General features: G+C 48.5%; 18 protein-coding genes. 1 reads left to right on the top strand and 17 read right to left on the bottom strand.

All coding sequences use genetic code 11. From position 1 onward, the window contains the following. Positions 1–204: 204 nt before the first annotated feature. The 6 genes from MHN31_RS12815 to tmk form a co-directional block, all read right to left on the bottom strand. Entirely contained in the window at positions 205–3,897 is a 3,693-nt protein-coding gene (locus MHN31_RS12815; RefSeq protein WP_323744738.1) for a two-component regulator propeller domain-containing protein, read from the bottom strand. A gap of 69 nt (positions 3,898–3,966) precedes the next feature. Then, complete coding sequence (locus MHN31_RS12810; protein WP_239444438.1) at positions 3,967–5,835, bottom strand: alkaline phosphatase D family protein; 1,869 nt, start codon at positions 5,833–5,835, stop codon at positions 3,967–3,969. Further along, positions 5,825–6,613, bottom strand: a complete 789-nt coding sequence (locus MHN31_RS12805) for a YchF/TatD family DNA exonuclease (RefSeq protein ID WP_010381663.1) — start codon at positions 6,611–6,613, stop codon at positions 5,825–5,827. The genes MHN31_RS12810 and MHN31_RS12805 overlap by 11 nt, the downstream gene beginning before the upstream one ends. A gap of 8 nt (positions 6,614–6,621) precedes the next feature. Further along, positions 6,622–6,948: a PilZ domain-containing protein gene (locus MHN31_RS12800; RefSeq protein WP_010381666.1), complete on the bottom strand. Its 327-nt coding sequence runs from the start codon at positions 6,946–6,948 to the stop codon at positions 6,622–6,624. A gap of 8 nt (positions 6,949–6,956) precedes the next feature. Then, the gene (gene holB / locus MHN31_RS12795) at positions 6,957–7,862 is read right to left on the bottom strand and encodes a DNA polymerase III subunit delta' (RefSeq protein WP_239444437.1); all 906 of its coding nucleotides are present in this window, start codon (positions 7,860–7,862) and stop codon (positions 6,957–6,959) included. A 13-nt stretch (positions 7,863–7,875) separates the two neighbouring features. Next, positions 7,876–8,529: a dTMP kinase gene (gene tmk / locus MHN31_RS12790; protein WP_239444436.1), complete on the bottom strand. Its 654-nt coding sequence runs from the start codon at positions 8,527–8,529 to the stop codon at positions 7,876–7,878. A gap of 149 nt (positions 8,530–8,678) precedes the next feature. On the opposite strand from tmk, the gene MHN31_RS12785 reads away from it, so the two are divergent. After that, positions 8,679–9,740, top strand: coding sequence for a DUF6765 family protein (locus tag MHN31_RS12785; RefSeq protein ID WP_239444435.1), 1,062 nt, complete (start codon positions 8,679–8,681; stop codon positions 9,738–9,740). Positions 9,741–9,784: 44 nt separating this feature from the next. Here MHN31_RS12785 and MHN31_RS12780 read toward each other — a convergent pair whose 3' ends face one another. The 11 genes from MHN31_RS12780 to MHN31_RS12730 form a co-directional block, all read right to left on the bottom strand. Next, complete coding sequence (locus MHN31_RS12780) at positions 9,785–10,216, bottom strand: cupin domain-containing protein (RefSeq protein WP_239444434.1); 432 nt, start codon at positions 10,214–10,216, stop codon at positions 9,785–9,787. A 48-nt stretch (positions 10,217–10,264) separates the two neighbouring features. Further along, complete coding sequence (locus MHN31_RS12775; protein ID WP_239444433.1) at positions 10,265–11,119, bottom strand: kinase; 855 nt, start codon at positions 11,117–11,119, stop codon at positions 10,265–10,267. 22 nt (positions 11,120–11,141) lie between these two features. Further along, positions 11,142–11,816, bottom strand: a complete 675-nt coding sequence (locus MHN31_RS12770) for a response regulator (RefSeq protein WP_125563945.1) — start codon at positions 11,814–11,816, stop codon at positions 11,142–11,144. Between the two features lie 73 nt (positions 11,817–11,889). After that, a complete protein-coding gene (locus tag MHN31_RS12765) occupies positions 11,890–13,488 on the bottom strand; it encodes an ATP-binding protein (RefSeq protein ID WP_239444432.1) in 1,599 nt (532 codons plus the stop codon). 353 nt (positions 13,489–13,841) lie between these two features. Further along, positions 13,842–14,135 carry a PilZ domain-containing protein gene (locus MHN31_RS12760; protein WP_010381684.1) on the bottom strand — a complete coding sequence of 98 codons (294 nt, stop codon included), beginning with the start codon at positions 14,133–14,135 and terminating at the stop codon, positions 13,842–13,844. Between the two features lie 42 nt (positions 14,136–14,177). Then, positions 14,178–14,576 (bottom strand): response regulator, encoded by a 399-nt coding sequence (locus tag MHN31_RS12755; protein WP_010381687.1) that lies wholly within the window; start codon positions 14,574–14,576, stop codon positions 14,178–14,180. Positions 14,577–14,663: 87 nt separating this feature from the next. Continuing rightward, positions 14,664–18,548: an ATP-dependent RNA helicase HrpA gene (gene hrpA / locus MHN31_RS12750; RefSeq protein ID WP_239444431.1), complete on the bottom strand. Its 3,885-nt coding sequence runs from the start codon at positions 18,546–18,548 to the stop codon at positions 14,664–14,666. 164 nt (positions 18,549–18,712) lie between these two features. Beyond that, positions 18,713–19,141 (bottom strand): CBS domain-containing protein, encoded by a 429-nt coding sequence (locus MHN31_RS12745; protein ID WP_125563938.1) that lies wholly within the window; start codon positions 19,139–19,141, stop codon positions 18,713–18,715. Between the two features lie 97 nt (positions 19,142–19,238). Beyond that, positions 19,239–20,279 (bottom strand): isoaspartyl peptidase/L-asparaginase, encoded by a 1,041-nt coding sequence (locus tag MHN31_RS12740; RefSeq protein WP_239444430.1) that lies wholly within the window; start codon positions 20,277–20,279, stop codon positions 19,239–19,241. A gap of 123 nt (positions 20,280–20,402) precedes the next feature. Further along, positions 20,403–21,113, bottom strand: coding sequence for a SapC family protein (locus MHN31_RS12735; protein WP_049866574.1), 711 nt, complete (start codon positions 21,111–21,113; stop codon positions 20,403–20,405). A gap of 86 nt (positions 21,114–21,199) precedes the next feature. Beyond that, positions 21,200–22,741, bottom strand: coding sequence for a tryptophan halogenase family protein (locus tag MHN31_RS12730; RefSeq protein ID WP_125563934.1), 1,542 nt, complete (start codon positions 22,739–22,741; stop codon positions 21,200–21,202). Positions 22,742–22,774: the final 33 nt, after the last annotated feature.

Here is a 22,774-nt window from a genome sequence, read left to right as displayed (position 1 = left end):
GCACATCCAGCTAAAATGGCTCATTTCACCTTGCGCAAAGGCCGCGCTAAAGCACGACTTTACACGATAAAGCGTTCGGCGAGCTGCGAAGCGTTGCTTTGGTCTCAGAAAGGTACGAGTGGACACATATCCCTATGGAGGGCTCCCGGCTTTTCATCCATGAAAAGCGTTCGGCGAGCTGCGAAGCGTTGCTTCGGTCTCGCCTCACCCAACCATTTCTTCGCCCTTGGGCGGGGAATATGGGACCCTGATAGTCACTTCAATGCCCTCACCCGGGCTTGAGTTTGCTGAAATTTCCCCTTTGAGCAGTTGCGTAACCAGGTTATAGACGATATGCATGCCCAACCCACAGCCGCCCTGGCTTCTTTTCGTCGTTACAAAAGGATCAAACAAGGTTTTCAGACCTGCTTTTGGCATGCCAACGCCGTCATCACGATAGGTCAGTAACCAATACTCTCCAGCCATGCTTGTTGATACCTCAACCTTGCCCTGAGGATGGGCTTCAAAGCCATGGATCATGGAATTGTTGAATAAGTTCGTCATGATTTGATAGATGGCGCCCGGGTAGGTATTCACCAGCATGTCTTCGTCGCCCGTAATGGTCAGGCTGATCTCTTTGCCTTTGCTCAGTGGTAACAAAGAGCTGAAGACATCGGCAATATAGTCCTTCACATTGATGTCTCGTTCAACTTCACTGGATTGATCCACAGCAACCTGTTTAAAGTTGCTGATCAGCATTTGTGCCCTGTCCAGGTTGCGTAAAATAAGCCGATACCCTTCCTCCTGCTCGGCATTAAAACGCTCTAAATCCGTCTGGCGTAGTTGCTTTTCCTGAAGCTTTTCATTGATGTTGTGCAGACATTCCTGATTGTAGGTCAGCGCCGTTATAGCGACGCCCAGTGGCGTATTTATCTCATGGGCGATGCCGGCTACCACATTACCCAATGAGGCCATTTTCTCACTTTCTATGAGCTCTTGTTGGGTACGCTTAAGCTCCATCATAGCTTGTTCCAGTTTCTGGTTTTTCTTGTACAGCTCATCCGTACGCATTGCGACTTTGATTTCAAGTTGTTCATTAAGGGTTTGTAAAGCATTTTGATGCGCCTTCAGCTCCGCGATATCCTTCAATGCCCCAACAATACGCTGCGGTCTGCCATGATGGTCACGGCTCACCACCTTGCCGCGCTCCAATACCCAACTCCACTGGTCTTTTAACGTTTTGACCCGCATGGCGATTTCATAGGTATCCAGCTCTCCTTCAAGGCATGACTCGATCTTTTCTTCCCAGGCTATACAATCTTTTGGGTGCACAAACTGATCAATGTCTTCAACTGTCATAGAGGTTTGATTTTTACCATAGTCAATGCGCGGTTTTACGCAGTAACGATAGACTTTTTTGTCCTCCAGATGCCAGTCCCACAGTTCGTCGCCACTGGCCCACAAGCTCAGCTCAAGGCGTTGTTGTAGTTCATTCATGACTCTGTTGTCATTCACAACCTGACGATAACGTGCCTGGCGTTGCCTGAACCACAAAGCGAAGCTGAGTGTTAAGGCCACAATATAAAAAGTTTTAGAGTACCAGTCCCACCACCAGGGCGCCTTTATCTGGATCGTAAAACGATGCACAGGGGACTTCTGGTTGAAGCGATTCACCGTATAAGTCTGTACCTGATAATTACCGGGTTCCAGTTTCAGCAAATTAATTTGCCTGACACCATCTGCGAGTTTCAACCACTGGTCGCTCAACCCAACAATACGATAAAAGAAATTCAGTCGCTCAGAGCCATAATCCAGGCTGGAGTAATGCAAGGAAACGATATCCTGATTGTAATTAAGCAGCAGTTTTTCAGTCAGCTCAGGCGCCAGTGTCAGTTCGCTACTGGCTTCAGGATGTAAGACTTCGCCAAGCAGCTCGATATTGGAGATCAGTAAAGGACGGATCCCAAACGCAATGCGGATCTGTTCAGGATAAAACTGGTTGAACCCTTTGGCACCGCCAATAAATACCCGACCATCAGGGGCTAACCAGGCTGCATTGTAATTAAATTCATTGTCCTGTACGCCGTCTACAACCAGAAAATTATCGATATTATGATCGTGAATATTAATCCGGCTCAGACCGCCGCTGGTTCCGAGCCAGATATGTTCCTGCTGATCAAAGACCATGGCCCAGACCGCTTCATTGGCCAGTCCATCGGTCACTTTGAGTACTTTTTCCACCTCGAACTGCTTGTTGAGAATGCTGACACCGGATTCGCTGGCCACCCAGACAGCGCCGAGCGAGTCGCGGGACAACATGAACACAATATCTGATGCCAGCCCATTGTTGGTCGTAAGAGATTTGATATTTTGGCCATCGTAATGAAATAAACCATCACCAACACTTCCGAAGTAGAAGCCGTCGCCGTCTACCAGCAATGAAGAGACATGATTGGGTGCCGACACAGATGACGCAAAGAAGGGCAACAGCTTTTTCTGGGCTTCGTCGTAATAAAGCAAACCCAAAGTACGCGAGCTAAGCAAAACCAGCTGTTTAAATACGGTGATATCATTGAAGCTCAGCTCGGGTCCGTTGCCAAAATCAGGCATAAAATAGGTGACTTCACCGCTTATCAGGTTTAACCGTGCGACTCCGGCGCCACGCGACGTCAGCCAGGCATGCTCACCGACAATCTGTATCTTAGTGATAAAAGTATTGGAAAAACGGGCTAGCTGAGGATAAACCTGCTCCACTTTCACAAACCTTTGCTGCTCAAAAATATAACCACCACTGGAAGTTGCGACCCACAGCCTGTCCGATTCATCCAGCGCGAAACTGCGCACATCTGAATTAGTTAGCGGAGAGTGTGGATAATTATACTCGCCCACATGACCAAAGGTTTCGCTGAGCTGACTAATAAAATGCAAACCCCGAGTCTCTGTCCCTATCCACAGGTCGCTGTTGCTATCGCGAAATACCGAGAGGATACTGCTATCCTGTAAACCCGATTTATTATTGCCACGTTTATACCAACGCTTTTTAATTTCCCCTTTCATATCAAGCAAGTAAACACCATGGCTGGTTGCGACAAAAAGCTCACCAGCAGACGCAAAAACCGAGTGCAGCACCAACTTGGCATCGGGTGTAATTGCGCTTTGCCATAACGCGCGCTCAAACAGCGTATCATAGGCGGTAAGCTGGTTATCTTTACTGATTAAAAAAGCGCGCTCGCCACTAACCATGAGAGATTTATAATCACCATCCAACAACAGGGTTGTTATGCCCGTTTGGCGGTTGTTGACCATTAACCCTTCATCAGAAAGGTAATAAACCAAATTTTTATACACGGTCACATAGCGTATAAAATCCCCCTCCAGCGCCACTTCCTGTGGCTCCAACGTAGCCTTATCAATTACATAATAAAAACCATCTTCCGTGGTCACGGACACTGCGGCGCCCTGGCAGCCAATTGATTGCACCCGATCTGATAGGACCAAAGGGCTAAAATCACTCAAAAAGCTTTGAAATCGTCCTGTCACAGTGTGGTAGACACTCAGCCCGGTGCTGGTGCCAATCCAGAGAGATTCCCCACTGTGGCACAGGGCTGTAATAAATGCCCCGGCCAACGCAAAGGGATCTTGCTGGCGGCTAATAAATTGCTTAAAAGAATGGCCGTCAAATCGATTCAGGCCAGCCTGAGTACCTATCCAGATGTAGCCCAGCTGATCTTCTTCAATGGCGGTAATACTGACCTGACTGAGACCTGATTCATAATCATAATGACGCATCACCTGTGCAGTATCCGAAAACACAGGGACGGCAAACGCGATTGCAGAGTATAGCCAGATCATGAGCGATATGAGGATACTGGCACCTAACTTTGTTTGTTTTGTCTGCTGCTGATACAACCCTATCACCTTTTATACAGGCTCTTTGTTGTAACTATAGCAAAACTTTACAATCCGGCTGAGATGTCGTTTGCAGGATTAGCCTGGTGATTCGTCATGTTCGGACAATGAGAACTCGGTCATTTGGCCATCTCCCTGTAACAACCGATAGCGACTTAAACGTCCCTGCTCCAATTCAACCAGGCTAATGGCGGAAGCACTCACCAGATAACGCCTGCCGGGGCTATTGCTGTGATGTTTACGCACCGATAATTGCCAGCGTTTGGTAAATAAATTAAACGGGCTCCATGTAGCAAACAGCCAAGTGTCCAGCTTCTCCAGAATATGCAGCAGGCGTTTTGGAAACTCATTTTTAATACCCGAAGAGGTAAGCTGCCAAATGCGATTGTCATGACGGCCAAATCGCGCAGCAACCGAAAAACAAAATGAATAGTGAACATCGCCCGAGAGTATAATCGTCTCAGAGGGCGTATCTTCACGTTTAAAAATATCGATCAGCTTTTTCGCTGCGCCCTCATGGGCCATCCAGTTTTCAACATCGACCACCAGAGGTTGACCACATGCGTTAAATACCGCTTGTATAGTCTCAATAGCCTTTACCCCAAAAACCGGCGCCGGGCTGACCAAAAGCACACTCTCCTGTTCCAGCATTTGCTCCTGCAATTCCATCAGTGTTTCCCAATCCATGAGTCCACTGGGTTCGTTAAAGTCCTGTTCGTTGCGCCAGCGGTGCGTGCGCGTATCTAACACCACCACTTTCGGCTGGGTTTCTAGGCAATAATGCCACTGAGTAAAACGGTGCAAGGTTTTATCAAAGCTGGTCAGAGCCCATCGGTTATGAGCAGTGAGACTTTGTGTAAAACCCTCAATCAGCTTACCCGAAGCCGTCAGGGCATCATTCCCCAGCCCCTGAAACAGCCAATAGGCGATCAGGCCATTGGCAATGAGCCGCCGGCTTGCCGGCGAATTCGCTATATTCTGCTCCCAGCGAGCGGTCAGATTCCAGTCATCAGTCACATCGTGATCGTCAAACATCATCAGCGTGGACACATTTGCAAACAGCCGCTGCGCAGCAGGCAGCGTCTCTATAAAGCCCTCCAGCGCTCGCTTATCGGCTGCAAACTCTAGTGCCTGTGGGTGGCTCAGTGATTGACCATGTAACTGCGATAAGTCAACCAACTGCCAGGCCTGATAACTGAAGTTAAGCAAATAACAACCAATAAACTCCTCAAGTGTAATGAGGTGATTGCCAGCCTTAACACTGGAAAAATGGGCTTCATCTTTTTTCAGCCAATGGCTAATTGTCCACTTACTGCGTTCCTGCCAAGGGGTTTTGGGTAACCAGTGATGGCGCTGATAAAGTTGCTGCTCCAGTGATTCAGGCAAGCTCAGTGTCAGGTTGTCCTCAGGATAAATTTCTAGTAGTGAAATCAGCTTATGAACGGCTAAAAGCATTGGACCAGCCACATCGTCGGCATAGATTTGATCGCCAGACATCAACAATAAGGCGGGTCGTTTGGCGCTCTCATCAAGGGTTTGGCGCAGATAGTCGTCGGCGCTTGCCAGGCTGTCTCGGCTGTGATGATGAGGATTACGACATGAACCATGCAACACACTGCGCAACCTGTCTGGTATCAATAACTGAGGCGCATCCGTATAACTCAGGCTGCTCATATCAAGCCATTGCCCGCCAGCTTTAACACGATAGCTCAGGTTGGTATCGCACTCGAAGCGACCCGTTTTAGGTGTTACCAGCACAAAGCACAGATACAGATAGGTGCCCAGGCGTATTTCACTCAGCTGTGACGACACTTCGAAGCCATCAATAGCGACTTCAAACTCAGGAACGTCCGTGGTAACAAATTGCAGGCAAATTTGTGTAGGCTCTGCCCGGCGCACCATAGGGCCGAGCAATACATAGGGAAGTGCAGAACGATTAGCTGGCATTACCACGCTGAGCCAGGCCAAACAAACGGTAGAAATTCTCCGTTGTCGCGCTAGCTAACTCCTTGTAACTAATGCCTTTTAAATCCGCAATAAAATAAGCCACGTCCTGTACATAGGCAGGCTGATTGGTTTTGCCTCGATGTGGCACAGGTGCCAGATACGGTGAATCCGTTTCAATTAGCAGCCGCTCAAGTGGCAGGCGCTTTACAACTTCTTGCAGCTCAACGGCATTCTTAAAAGTCACAATCCCTGAGATGGAAATATAAAACCCCATATCAATGGCTTGTTTGGCCATTTCCCAATTCTCAGTAAAGCAATGTAAGACACCGCCACACTGCTCAGCCTGATGCGCGCGCATAATATCCAGCGTATCCTGTCTTGCATCGCGGGTATGGATGATCAAAGGCTTATTGAGCTCATTGGCAATATCGATATGCTGCGCAAAGCTGTCTCTTTGTACCTGATGCGTGTCTTTTGAATAGTAGTAATCCAGTCCCGTTTCACCAACCGCGACCACTTTTGGGTGCTGCGCCAGTTCCTTTAATAGTGCAGGATCCAGCGCGTCTTCCTGATTGAGCGGGTGCACGCCACAAGATGCCGACACATCATCAAAGGGCAGAATTTTTTCCAGCATGGCAGGAAACTGTGCCAGCGTCACGCTCACACACAGAAAGTGTTCAACCTGTTTAGCTCTGGCATCGCCCAGGATCTCGGGCAACGTTTTTCCAATTTTATCAAAATCCAGTCTGTCCAGGTGACAGTGAGAATCTACAATCATAACAACTCTTACATGGTGTAGGTGGGTTTGCCAGAATTCAGCTTAGTACCCAATATTTTTACTATTTTATCATTCAGCAATTCGTCTTCGGTCTCGAAGCCTACCCCTACCCCTGGCGGGTTGGAGTTCTGCGCGCCCTGTGGTGTTATCCAGACCACCTTGCCCGTAACAACATCTTCTTCCAGCGCATCTGGTAAGGTAATACGCAGCGTCAGCGCCTGACCCATTTCATAGCGGCTATTGGTTTGTACAAATAAACCGCCACTTTTTTGATAAGGCATGTAGCTACGATATAGCTCGTCAATGTCTTCAAAATCAACTAGTAACTCTTGCACCTTGACTCCTATCTTAAGGTTTGCTGCAACTGATAGCACAATCGTGACAGACTCAGGGACAAGTTTAAGCCTAACACAGTGTGTTGGTCTACTGAAAACCGCCTGAGCGTGACAATTGCGGCCTGCGCTTTGTCGAATGCCAGTTCACCACGCGCTATTTTAGTGTTGATTGCCGCCAGTGCAAAGCCACAAAATACCTTGACCAGGCTGGTGTCGGCTTGTAAAGCTTTGGCTAATGCTTCGGCGTCAGCGCCTTCACCAAGACGTTGAGCTTCCTGCCACAGGTTATCAATAGCACCCAGCTGCTGCGCTTGCGCCCATCTAAGTAATAATAGCGGCTGGGAGATAAAGTGAGCGACCCAAGGGTATTGTCCGCTGTGGATCCCTTGCTGTGCCAGCCAGGCTTCAGCGCTATTAACATCAGCAACCCCCACATTCATCTTGTTACAGCGACTCAAAACGGTCGCCGTAACACGCGCAGTATCGTTGCATAGCAGCAGCAAGTAGCGCCCTTTTGCGGGTTCTTCGAGGGTCTTCAGTAACGCATTAGCAGCAGATTCTGTGAGCTTTTCTATGCCATCAATCACCACCACTTTGTTGCCCCCCTGCTGTGCAGAGTGGAATATGAAATCATTTAAGCTGCGGATCGCCTCTACACTGATACTGTGTGATTCAGCCGTGATCAACAGTTTGTCCGGATGATTATCCGCGTCTACCAATAGACAGCTTTTGCACTGCCCACAAGCGCGCAACGAAGTACCTGCCTGCTTGCACAACAATGCAGCTGCGAGCGACTGCGCTAGCTCAAGTTTGCCCACGCCAGTCATACCATGGAACATCTGCGCATGATGAAAGCGCTGTTGCTGAAAACTCATCTGCAACTGCGCAAAAACCGTTTCTAACCACGGGTACATATCAACAGACCTGTCAACGATTTGTGTTATCACGGCGACTGGCCGCAATCACAGAATCAACGACCTTCAGGCAGGCTGACAATACAGACTGTTTATCTTCCGACGCATCAATCACACTAAAACGCGCCGGATCAGCCTTAGCCTGAGCAAGGTAGCCCTCTCGTGCACGATGCAAAAACTCCATTTTCTCATCCTCAAGCCTGTCGAGCCCTTCGCCTCGTTGATTGACGCGTTGCAGCCCCAGCTCAGGGTCTAAATCTAAGATGAGATTCATGTCAGGCTTGAATCCGCCGAGCGCCAGTTCATTAATGGTCTTTATGGTCTCAAGATCAATACCGCGCGCGTAATGTTGAAAACTAAAAGTTGCAGCGTCAAAACGGTCCGAGATAACAACCTTGCCGGCCTCCAGGGCTGGGCGGATTTTTTCTTCTACGTGCTGTGCCCGGGCTGCACCAAACAGCATCAGCTCGGTCATTGAGCTCATTTCTGGCGTGCTGGGATCCAATATTACGCTACGGACCTTTTCACCAATCGGCGTGCCACCGGGCTCGCGGGTCAGTACGACTTCAAATCCCTGCTGCTCGAGATAGTCGGCAATGCCCTGAATCACTGTTGTCTTGCCAGCACCGTTACTGCCATCACAAACCAACATAAAACCTTTACTCATACACTCTCTCTGACGTACCGCTCGGTACCCTGTACCGTTATCTAAAAAATAACTGACATTATAGCGGTTTCACGTCGCTATCAGTAGGATTAATTCTTTGAATAGTGTACCGTTTAGTGCATCAATCGATTTTCGCAGGGATTAAAGTAATGCAAATTGATCTCCATCACGCTATGACCTGGGTGGTTGCCAGAGACGCCGGGTTCTCACCCGCCCAGGCCACCACCATAGCTCATGCGGCACAATATGTAGACGATGCCACCAACTATGGTCATATCAAGTTTCATAATGGTGCTGCTTACGAGCGCATTGCAACTGCCCATAAAATGCTTGAGTATCGTAATCTGGATAGCCTGAAAAATATGAAAGTATGGGTGCCGTTTCATTTTTTGCCTGGCAACGGAGGGTTACCTGCTGGTGAAAACCCTGCGGGCAGCTTTATTCAGAAACTTGTGTGCCGGCCACATTCATTTGTAGCGAAAGACATGGTCGCAGAAGTGTTAGCAGATAAAGACCGGCCTCATTCATTACATCGGCTTGGGATCACCGCACACGTCTTTATCGATACCTGGGGACACCGGGGCTTTGCAGGGGTCGACCACCCGGTCAATCACGTTCGTGACATCAAAGATCATAATGGTCAGAGCCATGAGACGCTCATCACAAAAGTCAGCAATTACTTTGCCAATATTCTGCAGGACAATATTCCCAGTCTGGGCCATGGTCAGGCGCTGTCCCACCCTGATCTGCCACATCAGCATTGGTCTTATCAAAATGGTCTTGGTGAAGCTGTTGAACGCAATAACCCGGTTGACTTTTTGCAGGCAGCAAACGCGCTGTGTAAAGTATTTCAGACCTACCTGGTCAGGCCCATCACCGGGTTGTCACCCGACGTAAAGCGAGAAATTGCCCAGTGCTTTAGCCAGTTTGTCAGTGATAACGGCGCAACACGCCACCAGCAATGGTTGGATGCCATCGCCGCTGATCGCTTTGGCTTGGGTGCACACCAACTGACTTACATCGCCAAAGGCCCAGGTTCCTGGAAACATCAGGCGCTTGGGACCACGCTGGCGGATGGCGATGAAGATTGCTATCAGTATCATCCGGACTTTCTGAACAGTGACTGGAAGCACTTCCATGATGCGGCGAAAAAACATCGCCAAAGTATCATAGTCGATATCTTACCCAGATACGGGATCTGTGTCAGTTAAACCCGTTTGCACCGTAATCAGAATCTGATGCGGTGCAATAACGGCTAGTCTTGTTTTAGTGTGACAGGCTGATCTTTGACGCCGGCGTAGAACACCACTATCTGCGCGGCTTCTTTACCCACACTTTTCCCCCAGTGCCAGGTGTCAACAACCTCAACCAGGGTATCACCCGCTTTGATGTGGATCGTTTCCCCGCTTTGTGTCTCAACCTGAAGTTCTCCTTTTAACAACAGCCCTGCATTGATATAAGGATGTTTGTGAATTTGCAAAGTCTGCCCGGAAGGGATGGTAAAACGCATAATCCGCACCTCTGGCTGGCCTTTTGGGTAAGCTGGCAACACTGCACCATTCCAGCTATGTTTCTGCTTTGTCAGCGTTTCTACCTTGATCTGTTCAGTACTGTGCGCTTGCGCTGTACTGATGCTCGCGATACTCACTAACCATAAAGCCGATAAGGAAAATACAGTGCTGTTCATAGATGATAATCCATAAGAGTTTTGCGTATCCTAAAACGTTAATGTGTTTTAATTGTGGATCTCTGTCGACGCTGCAATATCGCGCTGTGGCGACAGTCGTAAGGCGATATCGCATTGAGCAGGTAAAGTTTCCAGCCCCCATTGCGTCAGTCGCTGAAAAAACTGGACAAAGTGCGCAACCTCTTGTTGCGACATGCGGCGAGACTGTGTACCAGACAAACTAAGTTTCTGCTCTTGCTCAAAGCGCCAGCGGGCAACATGAGAAAAACACCCTGCGTCGAGGAATATGAGCTTATCCACCTGTCTAAACAGGCTCTGATAGTCCGCTTTGAGAAATTGATTGACGGCATGCCGATAACGCCCATCCGGATCCTGGCTTTGTTCCAACTGATTGACAGGACAGCTTAGCTGCTCAGCTGACTGTGCTTCAACCCCAAGACACCAACCTTCCAGGATCAGCACATCCAAAGTGCGGGTATGCGTCCACAGTTCAGGTGCAAACGGCTCATCCATGGATTTGTCGAATCGGGGTAATATGAGAGGCTGCCGGGCACGGAATTGCGCCAAGATCTCTTCAGCCAGTGCCATATTATGTGTACCAGGTACACCCCGGGTTTGAAACAAGGGATGAATATCAGCGGCACGCTGCGCGCGTTCCGACCGGCTCAGATAGAAGTCATCCAAAGACACGCTGTCAGCAAGCAACCCGCGCTGTGTCAGGCCAGCCTTTAAATACTCTGCCAGTGTCGATTTGCCGCTGCCCTGAGACCCACTAATCCCCAGACACAAAGGTGTCTGCTGCGCTACCTGTTGCGCCAACCAGCCTGTCACAGGCGCCAACGACTGAATGTAGTGTGCTGTCAGCCCATGCTTTCTACAAAATTGGCGTTGCCAGGGCGCCATAACAAAGGAGTCATGCATTGAATTATGAATTGTCGGTCAATTCATATTTATAACCTGCGCCATAAATAGAGTGGATGAACTCGCTGTTCGGGGACAATTGGGACAACTTTTTGCGAATTTTTTTGATATGACTGTCTATCGTACGATCACTGACGATGCGGTCATCATCGTATATATTGTCCATCAAACGCGAACGGTTATAAATGCGTCCGGGATGTGCTACCAGAGTTTGCAACAACACAAATTCCACCTGTGTCAGTTCAACAGAATTGTTTTGGTAGGTTACAAACAAGGTGTTTTCATCAAGCAGCAGCTGCTCTGACTGTGGTGCACTGGCACCCACCCGGCGCAAGATGGCTTTGACCCGTGCCACAACCTCTCGTGGGCTGTAAGGTTTGCACACGTAATCATCGGCTCCCACTTCAAGACCAAGCAAGCGATCTATCTCTTCAACTTTGGCGGTCGTCATGATAATGGGCACCATAGAGTTGCGCCGAACTTCCCGGCAGATAACAATGCCATCGACATTAGGTAACATCAAATCGAGCAATATGATATCTGGCTCAAAGTTCTCAACAGCGGCTAACGCCTGGGCGCCATCATGGACCATCTGTAATTCATAGCCCGCCTGAGTGACGTACTTGCCCAAAATAGCCGCAAGCTTTTTCTCGTCTTCTATGATCAGTACTTTTTGCATCTTAGGCGCTCACTTTCACCTTGGGTCTTCTCCTCCCCAAAATTAAGTGAAATCGCTTGAATTTACAACCCTTTTAAGAAAACCGCATCACCACAGCTAAACCACCAAGTTCACTTTCGCGAGCCTTAATCGTGCCATTATGCGCCTGCACGATACTGGTACAGATTGCCAGCCCCAGGCCTGAACCACCCGAGGCGCGATCTCTGGACTGTTTGACCCGGTATAATCGGTCGAACAACTTGTCTAACAACTCAGGCTCGACCCCGGGTGAGCTATCCTGCCAGACTATCTCCGTTTGCTTCCCATGCTGTTCAATCGTCACCAATATTTGGCCAGGGTTGTCCTGAGCAGAATCGGTATAACGCAAGGTGTTTTGCATCAAGTTACCGAATAGTTGTGCCATGCGCCTGTCATCACAGTCCATCAAACTCTGCGTGTTTCCTTTCAGCTGATATTCAAAATGACGATTGGCAAGCTGTGCCTGATGATTGCCAAAGGTTTGCTCGACCAGCTCGCCCAGACAATGTGGTGCCATTTGATAGCTTAACGAGCCTCTGTCAGACATAGATAACTGGTGCAAATCATCCACTAACTGAGTCAGCCGGCCAATCTCCTCGTGTAACGACTGCAACTGCGCGGGATCCGTTTCTATCACACCATCGATCATGCCTTCTAATTCGGCTTTGAATACAGCGATTGGCGTGCGCAATTCATGAGAAATATCGGCGATCCACTGTTGTCTGGCTTGCTGGTTTTCTCGCAAGGTCTCAGACAGGGTGTTCAGATCCCGGGCGAGCATGCCCAACTCATCGTTACTGTCCGTGTTTAAATTACTCTGATAATCACCGCTTGCCAGGTTTTGTGCTGCACGCCGTAATGCCAGCACAGGGGCAACCAGATAATGACTAAACGGAATGGCCAATAAGCTCGACGCAATCAAAGCGGTGATAGCGATGTACATAAACCAATTTTTTTGACGCTCGGCAAATAAGCTATCGAACCGGTTGCTAACCACCAGACCGTCCTCAAGCCCTACATACCCAAGCAAAGGCGCATCGGCCTTGTCAGACTGATGAACAGGGACCCAAAGAGTAGTTCTGGTTGTTGTAAGCGAGCCAATCACTTGCTCACCGGCCGCATTTTTATACACCAGACGACCGCCCATACTATCTGAGCGTCCTCTGGGAGGTCTACGCTTTTGATGAGGGTGGGCACCGCGCTCGCCTCTGGGTGGGCGATCAGCGTCGGGCTTTGGACGTCTGTCGGTTTGATACTGCGCCTTAGTGCCCTGCTCATTACGCATGCCACGACCATCCCGACCCGGCTCAGGTCCCCGCTCAGATCTGCGCGGCCGCTGCATGGAGGGGCTGTCGTAACTGTCATAAGAAGGAGTCGCAGCGGGCGAAGTGGCACTTCGCGCGTTTCCTCGTAGTTCGCTTACCAGCTGATGCCAGGCCGGATGGCGAGTAAACACCCACTCCTCGCCATAACGTGCGTAATTATCTCGAATAGAAGGCATTAAAGCGACTAAGCGGGCACGGCTATTTTGCTGAATATAGTCCTGGAAGCTCTTTTCAAAAGCAGTCTGATTAGCAAAGTAGATCGCCATGATCAATACGGTGTTGACCAACAGCAAAATAGCCAGCAGCTTGTGCCGTATTGTCAGTTTCATGATGTAGCTACCCCTGTGAACGGAATTCAAAACATGGCATACCAATTGTACTTAATACCAGGTCAATTTGAAGGAGCAAATATGACGCTAACGGTGTTAAAGATTTCTTATTTAGAACAACTAAATAGCAAGATTCTTGGCTGGTTACCGACCCTATTTCTCGCCTCAAAATAGAACGCTTAATTAAGCCAATTGGTATAAGACCCGATGCTAGTCAGTATGTAAGGTTAATGTGCAAATAGTGTGGAAGTAGTGACAAAATTTACCAAAGCAGGAACACGCTCATGCAACTGCTCTGTGTGAGTGGCCCACCAAAAGTCAGGCGAGCCGGGTTTCTAACTCAAGTAGGATGACTAATTAAACTGCACAATTTCCAGGCCAAGCATATAGCCCTCACCTTCGCTGTTATTACCACACCGGATAACTTTAACATGTGCGTTGAGAGGAGGAACCGATCCACCATGGCTGTCAATAAACACATCCAGCATTTCATTGATCTCCAGGGGTTCCTCAACAATGATTGATAATCCCGTGGCACTTAAGTCGTGGCAGGTACCGTGCAGTTTATGCCCCGAGGACAACACGGTTAACTGTGCCTGGGTATTGACCATCATGCGCATAAAGCGCCGCTTATCCTCATGTATCATGGCGTGCTCCACTCTTTGTTATCATTGCTTGCCTGCAAAAAATTACCTTGGAATAATTTGCACCATATTTTTTATTTTCTCTGATAAGGATTGCATGGAAAAGGGCTTAACCACATAGGCATCGCAGCCAGCATCAAAGCCCGCCTGTTTCTCCTGCTCCGACTCCAGGCCCGACACCATGAGCACGGGAATATCACGAGTTTCAGGCGTATTTTTCAACATCCGACAAGTATCATACCCATCCAGCCCAGGCATACATACATCGAGCAAGATCACATCTGGCGGATCGGCAATCGCATTCGACAGGCAGCTCTTGCCCGATTCAGCATAGCTAAACTTAAATGCGTCTGACAAAGCCATTGAAAGCATCTCAAAATTGAAATACTCGTCGTCAACCACTAGCACATGCGGCGTTTTCATCCTGCTCCCCTGTGTGGACATAGTCAATGCCGCTTCCTTTTCACAATCCAAAAATAGTTTCCTCTTAATAAGGTAATTGCCCTAATGCAAATTGCAAGTCAAAACACACTATTCGATCTCATTTAACGCATTGGTGATCCGTTTTGCCGAAATCGGATAAGGTGTTCCTAGTGTTTGAGCAAACAATGACACCCGAAGTTCCTGTTGCATCCAGAAAATCTCATCAAGTGTTGTTGGCATCGGGATCCCTTTTGGTTGTTTGTTACACTTATCGGTATAGGCAGCCGCCACTTTTTCAAGCTCAAGAACACATAAACGGTCCCGGTTAGGGTCAACAGGCAGCTTCTCCAGACGCTTTTCAATGGCTTTCATATAACGCAGCAAATCTGGCAGTTTATGCGCCCCATGCTGACTAACGAATCCTTTAAAAATCAGGCTCTCAAGCTGAGATTTAATATCACCATGCGCCGTGATCATGGTCAAATCCACACGTCCCTTCATACGCTTATTGATACCATGTGCAATGCTCAGCACCTGCTCAACCGCAGATGCGATTTCCACCACTTTATCGCCAAGTTCTGCCCGGACATGTTCTTTGGCTTGTTCAAAGTCCTGCTCTGAACGAATCGCACTATAGTCACCCAACAAGGCATCAATCCCCGCTGCGGTACAATCATCAATAAGATCATTAATTTTACCGAACGGGTTAAAGTAAAGCCCCAGTTTGGCTTTATTGGGTAAATGCTGTTGCAAATACTTCACCGGCGAGGGCACATTCAACATTACCAATCGGCGTAAACCAAGACGATGTGCCTGCTGCGCCTTCTGAGGGTGATCAAACAAACTGATTGACGTACTTTGCTTGTTATCCACCAACGCAGGGAATGCTTTGATCTCATACCCTCCCTGCTTCTTGGTGTACTCCCTGGGCAAGTCACCAAACGACCACTCAGTGAGCCCTTCCTGCTCAATGCCCTTTTCAGCAACTTTAGACAGCGTTTGTGTTACTTTGCCTTGTAACTTGGCTTTGAGCACATCCAGATCATAGCCATGAGCAATGACCTTGTTATGTTCGTCAAGCACCTGGAACTGCATTTTTAAATGAGACTCCAGTGCGCCTAAATCAAATGCTTGTGCGTCAACTTTGACACCCGTCATGCGCAATAAACGATTGGCCAACGCCTCCAGAAAACCCCCTTGCATCGGCTCAATCGCAGCCAGCACTGCATCAGCATAGTTAGGTGCAGGAACAAAATTACGTCGCAGGCTTTTTGGCAGGCTCTTAATCAATGAACAGATCAATTCATGGCGCAGTGCCGGGATATGCCAGTCAAAGCCCTCAGAGGCGACCTGGTTGAGCAATGGCAGGGGTATATTTACCGTTACACCATCAACCGGCTGACCCGGTTCAAAGTGGTAGCTCAATGGCAACATCAGGTTACCCTGCTGCCATACATCGGGATAATCTAGCGCCGTAATATGCGACGCTTCGTGCTGCATCAAGGCATCCCGGTCCATGTGTAAAAATCGTTTATCGGCTTTTTTCTTGTCTTTCCACCAGTGATTGAAGGCAGCACGATTATTAACATCAGCCGGGATGCGCGCTTCATAAAAGGCCTGCATCATATGCTCATCAACCAGAATATCACGGCGTCGGGCTTTGTTTTCCAGATCCTGAATGTCTTCAATCAAGGCCTGATTGTGCTGTAAAAAGGCTTCGTTTTGCCCCAGTTGCTGGGCGACCAGCGCTTCTTTGATGAATAATTCACGACACAGAACGGGTTCAATCTGACTGTACACAGTGCGCTTTTTACCCACTATGATCAATCCATACAGGGTTTGCTGTTCAAATGCGATGACACAGCCCTGTTTCTTTTCCCAGTGTGGCTCACTGTAACTACGCTTAACCAGGTGCTCCGCCAATGGTGCAACCCAGTTCACGTCAATCTTGGCGTTAATACGGGCGTACAGTTTACTGGTTTCCACCAATTCCGCTGCCATCACCCATTTGGGGCTCTTTTTAAACAGACCTGACCCCGGGAAAATATGAAACTGGCTGTTACGTGCACCCTTGTAGAATTTCTTCTCGTCTTTTTGACCAATGTGACTTAGCATCCCGCTCAATAACGCCTGGTGAATGGCCTCGAAGCTCGCCTCATTACCAGACGCCTTTAATCCCATCTCAGTGCAGACTGTGGTTAGCTGGTAAACAATGTCCTGCCACTCTCTCACCCGCATATAGGCCAAAAAGTCCTTCTGACACTGCTTTCTGAACTGGCTACGACTCAGCGCCTCTTGCTGCTCTTCCAGATACTGCCACAAGTTAAGAAACGCCATGAAATCCGAATCAGCATCTTCGAACCGACCATGTTTTTCATCCGCTGCGCCGCGTTTTTCCTGCGGTCGCTCTCTGGGGTCCTGAATAGACAAAGCAGCTGCAATAATGATCACTTCACGTAGCGCCCCTAAAGGTGCGGCAGCCAGGACCATACGCGCGAGGCGAGGATCGATAGGTAAACGGCTCAGTTTACGGCCGGTCTGAGTCAATGAGGTTTGTTCACGTCTGGCAGCAGGCTTAACCGCCCCCAGCTCTTCGAGCAAACTGACACCGTCTGTGATGTTGCGGTTATCTGGTGCCTGAACAAAAGGGAAGCGCTTAATGTCGCCCAGACCCAGCGCTAACATTTGCAAAATGACCGATGCCAGGTTAGTGCGCAGGATCTCAGGATCTGTGAATTCAGGGCGACCCAGGAAATCTTCCTCTGAATACAAACGGATACACACCCCCGCAGCAACCCGGCCGCATCGACCCATACGCTGATTTGCACTGGCCTGAGAGACGGCCTCGATAGGTAGCCTCTGTACTTTGGTTCGGTAACTATAGCGGCTGATCCGCGCAGTACCCGGGTCAATAACGTAGCGGATCCCGGGTACCGTCAGAGAGGTTTCAGCAACGTTGGTTGAGAGGACAATACGACGGTGGCTATGCGCGGCAAAAATACGATTCTGCTCCGCATTCGACAGGCGAGCATACAAAGGTAATATCTCAACCCCTTTGAGATTGCGCTTGCTCAATGCATCCGCGGTATCGCGGATTTCCCGCTCACCATTCATAAAAATCAGAATATCACCGGGACCCTCAGCGCACAGCTCGTCAACAGCATCGAAAATGCCCTGTAATTGATCGTTTTCAGCTTCGCTTTCATCGCCACTGGCGTCAATCACCGGTCGGTAGCGCACTTCTACCGGATAAGTACGTCCCGAGACTTCTATGATTGGTGCGTTATTAAAGTGCTTGGAAAAACGCTCCGGATCTATGGTTGCTGAGGTGATGATCACTTTCAGATCGGGCCGTTTAGGGAGCAGGTTTTTCAGGTAACCGAGGATAAAGTCAATGTTCAGACTGCGTTCGTGGGCTTCATCGATAATAATTGTGTCGTACTGATTCAGATATCTGTCTTGCTGGATCTCAGCCAGCAAAATACCATCGGTCATCAATTTAATATAACTTTTGTCAGAAACCTGATCGCTAAAGCGGATCTTAAAACCCACTTCCTGACCAAGCTCACAATTAAGCTCTTCGGCTATACGGTTAGACACGCTACGTGCAGCCAGACGACGAGGCTGAGTGTGGCCAATATATCCATCGACGCCACGACCCAGCTCCAGACAAATTTTAGGTAACTGAGTGGTTTTACCTGAGCCAGTCTCACCCGCCACTATGACGACCTGGTTTTCAGCAATGGCTTTTTTAATATCGTCTTTTTTCTGACTGACAGGCAGTGATTCGGGGTATTGCACACTCGGCAGGCCAGCCAGGCGCTTTACTCTGAGCGTTTGGCTGTGCGCTATGTCACGCGTTATCTGTGTGATTACCTTTTGCTGTTTCGCTTCATCTTTTATTTTTTTGACGCCCTGAAGACGCTTTTTAAAGAGAAACTGATCCTTTTTGAGGCAATCCGCTATGTTCGAATACAACGACTGCAAATCCACTACACGACACCTTGTTACTGAGAAAATCGTCGCGTAGTCTAGCAAAAAGCATGAGTACAGCCCAGTCCCTTTGACAGGGGCTGCGCACTAAATACCGACAGGCAGGCTTAACCTGGTAAACTCTATGTGACACGCTTGCCGGTATACTGAGGCCTGATCAGCGCTTAAACAAAGCGATTGCCCGACTCATAGGTATCATGAAGGTGCTTGTCAATTGCATACAGCACATTAGTCCGGCTGATCACCCCTACCAAACGGCAATCGTCATCGCACACGGGATATAATTTGGGTTTATCGGCCGTCATTCTGTCAGCCAGCTTCAAAATGCTGTCGTTCGGGCTAACACACAAAGGTTCGGTATTCATCACATCAGCCACGATACTGTGTGATTCGTTCTGATAAGTAGCTTCGAGCATAGTGCGAATACAGTCCTGCTCAGACAGAAATCCCACGACGTGTTGCATGTCATCAATCACGGGGCCTCCGGCCTGACCACTTTGTAGTAACTTTTCCACTGCCGATTCGATGCGCATGTCCGCTTTAAAGGTAACCGGACGATGATTAAGATAGTCTGCTACTTTGACAGATTGCATATTTCATTCCCCTAAAAAAACACCAGCTTCATATTAAATAGTAGCTGGCGTTACAAAAATTGCCCAAGTTTACAGGCCTTAAGCACATTAATTAGGGTTACTTTGTGTCGTCAAAAATACCGACATAGGTAGGCTGTGTGTTAGATTTGCTGGCGCGATACATCCCTTTGGTATTAAATGGCATGCTGATATTGCCCTCGGCATCTAAAATGATCACTCCGCCGGTGCCGCCAGCTTTAAGCATTGGGCCAAAAATAACATCCTGTCCCGCTTGTGCCACTGTTTTTCTCTGGTATTGTACCCGCGCACAGATATCCGCCGCGACGTTATAACGAATAAAATACTCACCATGTCCGGTCGCAGAGACTGCGCACGAATCGTTATCCGCGAATGTACCTGCGCCAATGATCGGTGAATCACCGATACGACCGAATCGTTTCGCCGTCATGCCACCTGTAGAGGTGCCTGCCGCGAGGTTGCCCTGTTTGTCCAGGGCAACGGCCCCCACAGTGCCCATCTTATAGTTCAGTGGTAACTGTTGATGCAGTGCCTGATAATCCTTAGTCCCCTGCTCTGCTTGCTCCAATTTCTTTCGCGCTTTTTGCCAGGCCTCATAGCGATGAGGTGTATCAAAATAATCCTTATTGGCGAACGCAATCCGTTCACGCTTTGCAAACTCTTGTGCACCTTCGCCACTCAGCATCACGTGCACCGACTTTTCCATGACTGCTCTGGCTAACTCAATGGGGTTTTTTATCAGCGTCACTCCGGAAATTGCGCCAGCCTGGCGATCCCGGCCATCCATAATTGACGCATCCAGCTCATGCGTGCCGTCATAGGTATATACCGCGCCTTTTCCGGCGTTAAAAAATGGGGAATTTTCCAGCACCTTAATTGCAGTCGTAATTGCATCCAGGCTCTCCCCGCCTTGTTCCAAAACCGCATACCCTTGCTCAACAGCTGATTGCAAAGTTTGTCGGTAAGCCTGCTCCTGCTCTGGCGTAAATTTGGCACGCTCAATTGTGCCTGCACCACCATGGATTGCGATAGCAATGGGTGAATGAGCTGGAGCTGAAAAAACGGGATATGCTGCGCTTAATGCAGCAAGTAAAGATGAAGTAACTAATAAACGGCGCATGTCGAATTCCTGTTGTTCTTTTATTGTTGAACTAAGGTGCCGGATATAAATTCTTGTTACAAAAAAAAGCGATAAAAAAAGCGCCCTTAAGGCGCTTTCTTGCAATTCATAGTCACTCGTGACTTAGCTTGCCTGACGCTTTGCTTTCAGACGTGCCAGACGACCAACCTGATGTGTAGAAGTCAGGAAAGAGAAAATCGGTGCCAGATAGCCACGCTTACGCAGCTCAAGGTAAGCTTCGTCGCTCAGTTCGTTCAGCTTACGCTCGTCTACCAGGTAGATACCGTTGATGTCTTTCTTTTCACCAGCGATTTCAACCGTCAGAGTCTGTTGTACCAGCAGATCTTTCTCTGCCAGATATTGTGTGAACGCTTCAGTAACGCGAGAGAACTCGATGAAGTTAACCAGCGCTTCTTTACGACGCTCAAGGTACTCAGTTTCTTTGCCGTCTTCGAACAAAGCATTGCCTTCTTCTTCACCTACCAGCGGGCTCGCTTCATCAATCACGATGCCGTACTGATCTTGCTCTGGGTGCTTAACCAGACCAAATGGGTAACGAGATGCAGCCAGAGGTGCGATACCCGCAGTCCACTCGCCATCTTGTACAAACAGGTTTTCACCTGGCTCAAGACCAAATAAAGCAACCGCCTGATATTGACCGCTCTCTGTGTTCTTAACAAATGCCATCGGGAATTCTGTTGCAACACGTGCAAACTCGTGTGCAACGACCGGGATCAAGTGCTGAGATTTTAAAAATTCTACATTGATGCCATTTTTTACTTTAGTGTTGGCATGTTTCTCGTTGTGTAAAGGCTGCACTTGTTGCTCCGCCATAATACTGCTCCGTTTTATCATAAAGTTGTTATTTATATGCGTCCAAGGCTATAGCTTTTCAAGGTAAAAGAAAAGAAATATTGTGGTTAAATTCTTTGAAAGCCATATCTTGCTGCTTTTGCAACCAAGTCGCTGTGCGTCTCTAACATTGCTCCAGCTTTTTGTTGCTGCTGGGCCACCAGCTTCAGCATAGCTTCCTGTTGTGACAGTTTTTGTGGCGACGGGTAATTGCATTGACTGGGATAATTCATGCCATACAACACGTACAGATGATTCTCCAATCTGAACACATCCAAACTACTGACAAAATCATACTCATTAGGAATGTCACTACGCCATAATGCCAGTTTATGTTGCAGTGATTCCGGGATCGTTTCTGGCAAACGGTTCATACGCCAAAACTCACTATCGTCACGATTAGAAATGCAGTAATGAAGTTTAATAAAGTCAACGATTGACTGCCAGACATGTGTCATGTGCTGATTAAACTGCTGTGCAATGGCGGGGATTTCCTGACGTTCACCTGGGAGGCGCTTTGACAACATTCTGGCTGCCAAATCAAACACTAACAACCCTGTCGCTTCAAGTGGTTCAACGAAGCCCTGGGACAGCCCAATACCAATACAGTTTTTCACCCAGGCTTGCGCTCGATAACCCACCTGCATTTTAATCAGCCGAGATTCGACGGTGTCTTCTGGCTTTCCGAGATAAGCAGATAGGTCGCGATGCGCCTGTTCATGGCTCGTAAACTGATCGCTATACACATGACCAACCCCCTTACGGGTTTGAAGACCAATGTCCCAAATCCAGCCAGCCTGCTGAGCGGTTGAAATAGTATAAGGCGGCACCTCATGCTCATTTTCATAAGGAACTTGCGTCACCACAGCATGATTGGCAAAGAGGACGTCACTCTTATCAATAAACGGGGTATTAAGCGCCTGGCCGAGCAGTAAAGACTGGAAACCACTGCAATCAATAAACAAATCGCCTTCAAGCAACCCGCCTTGTTTCAGCTGTAATCCCGATATGGACCCATCCAGTGCGAGCTTGACCGATTCTACCTCATCCAGCACATGGTTAACCTGGCGGTTTTTAATCGCATGCTCTGACAACAATGCCGAAAACTTGCCAGCATCCAGGTGAAAAGCATAATTAATCATGCGCTCATATTCAGCATTCGTGATCAGCTTAGGCGCCTTGTTTTCGAGTGCGATATGGGCCTGAATGGAAACACTTTGGTCAAAACGAGCCCTGGCCTCTGGCAGTTGATGCAACCAGTAAGGCAACAGATTAACCCCGTTAACATTTGGGTCGTCAAATGGATGAAAATAGCAATGGGGTTGTCCGTTAACTGGCTTATTCCAGCCAACAAAATGAATGCCATTTTTAAACGTAGCATCGCACAGGCGAAACATGTCCGACTCACGGATGCCAAACTTCTTCAGGCTATCGACAATCACCGGGACAGTCCCCTCTCCGACACCAATCGTCGGAATGTCAGGAGACTCTACTAATGTAATACTCACATCCTCGGACGCATCTGCGGCCAAATGATTGGCAGCCAGCCAACCCGCTGTGCCACCACCGACAATGACGATACGCTTAATTTTGGTTTCTGCATTTTGCACAATTCACCTCAAAACCACTGTAAAGACCACCAC

This window comes from Pseudoalteromonas sp. McH1-42, assembly GCF_022347845.1.
GTDB classification, from domain to species: Bacteria; Pseudomonadota; Gammaproteobacteria; order Enterobacterales; family Alteromonadaceae; genus Pseudoalteromonas; species Pseudoalteromonas rubra_D.
This window is presented reverse-complemented; position numbering and strand designations above follow the sequence as displayed.

What these genes read in the sequence shown, in the direction of transcription:
- MHN31_RS12810 (WP_239444438.1), bottom strand. Translation starts at nt 5,835, where the DNA reads ATGCCAGCTAATCGTTCTGCACTTCCCTATGTATTGCTCGGCCCTATG.
- MHN31_RS12805 (WP_010381663.1), bottom strand. Translation starts at nt 6,613, where the DNA reads ATGATTGTAGATTCTCACTGTCACCTGGACAGACTGGATTTTGATAAA.
- holB (WP_239444437.1), bottom strand. Translation starts at nt 7,862, where the DNA reads ATGTACCCGTGGTTAGAAACGGTTTTTGCGCAGTTGCAGATGAGTTTT.
- tmk (WP_239444436.1), bottom strand. Translation starts at nt 8,529, where the DNA reads ATGAGTAAAGGTTTTATGTTGGTTTGTGATGGCAGTAACGGTGCTGGC.
- MHN31_RS12785 (WP_239444435.1), top strand. Translation starts at nt 8,679, where the DNA reads ATGCAAATTGATCTCCATCACGCTATGACCTGGGTGGTTGCCAGAGAC.
- MHN31_RS12780 (WP_239444434.1), bottom strand. Translation starts at nt 10,216, where the DNA reads ATGAACAGCACTGTATTTTCCTTATCGGCTTTATGGTTAGTGAGTATC.
- MHN31_RS12775 (WP_239444433.1), bottom strand. Translation starts at nt 11,119, where the DNA reads ATGGCGCCCTGGCAACGCCAATTTTGTAGAAAGCATGGGCTGACAGCA.
- MHN31_RS12770 (WP_125563945.1), bottom strand. Translation starts at nt 11,816, where the DNA reads ATGCAAAAAGTACTGATCATAGAAGACGAGAAAAAGCTTGCGGCTATT.
- MHN31_RS12765 (WP_239444432.1), bottom strand. Translation starts at nt 13,488, where the DNA reads ATGAAACTGACAATACGGCACAAGCTGCTGGCTATTTTGCTGTTGGTC.
- MHN31_RS12760 (WP_010381684.1), bottom strand. Translation starts at nt 14,135, where the DNA reads ATGATACATGAGGATAAGCGGCGCTTTATGCGCATGATGGTCAATACC.
- MHN31_RS12755 (WP_010381687.1), bottom strand. Translation starts at nt 14,576, where the DNA reads ATGTCCACACAGGGGAGCAGGATGAAAACGCCGCATGTGCTAGTGGTT.
- MHN31_RS12745 (WP_125563938.1), bottom strand. Translation starts at nt 19,141, where the DNA reads ATGCAATCTGTCAAAGTAGCAGACTATCTTAATCATCGTCCGGTTACC.
- MHN31_RS12740 (WP_239444430.1), bottom strand. Translation starts at nt 20,279, where the DNA reads ATGCGCCGTTTATTAGTTACTTCATCTTTACTTGCTGCATTAAGCGCA.
- MHN31_RS12735 (WP_049866574.1), bottom strand. Translation starts at nt 21,113, where the DNA reads ATGGCGGAGCAACAAGTGCAGCCTTTACACAACGAGAAACATGCCAAC.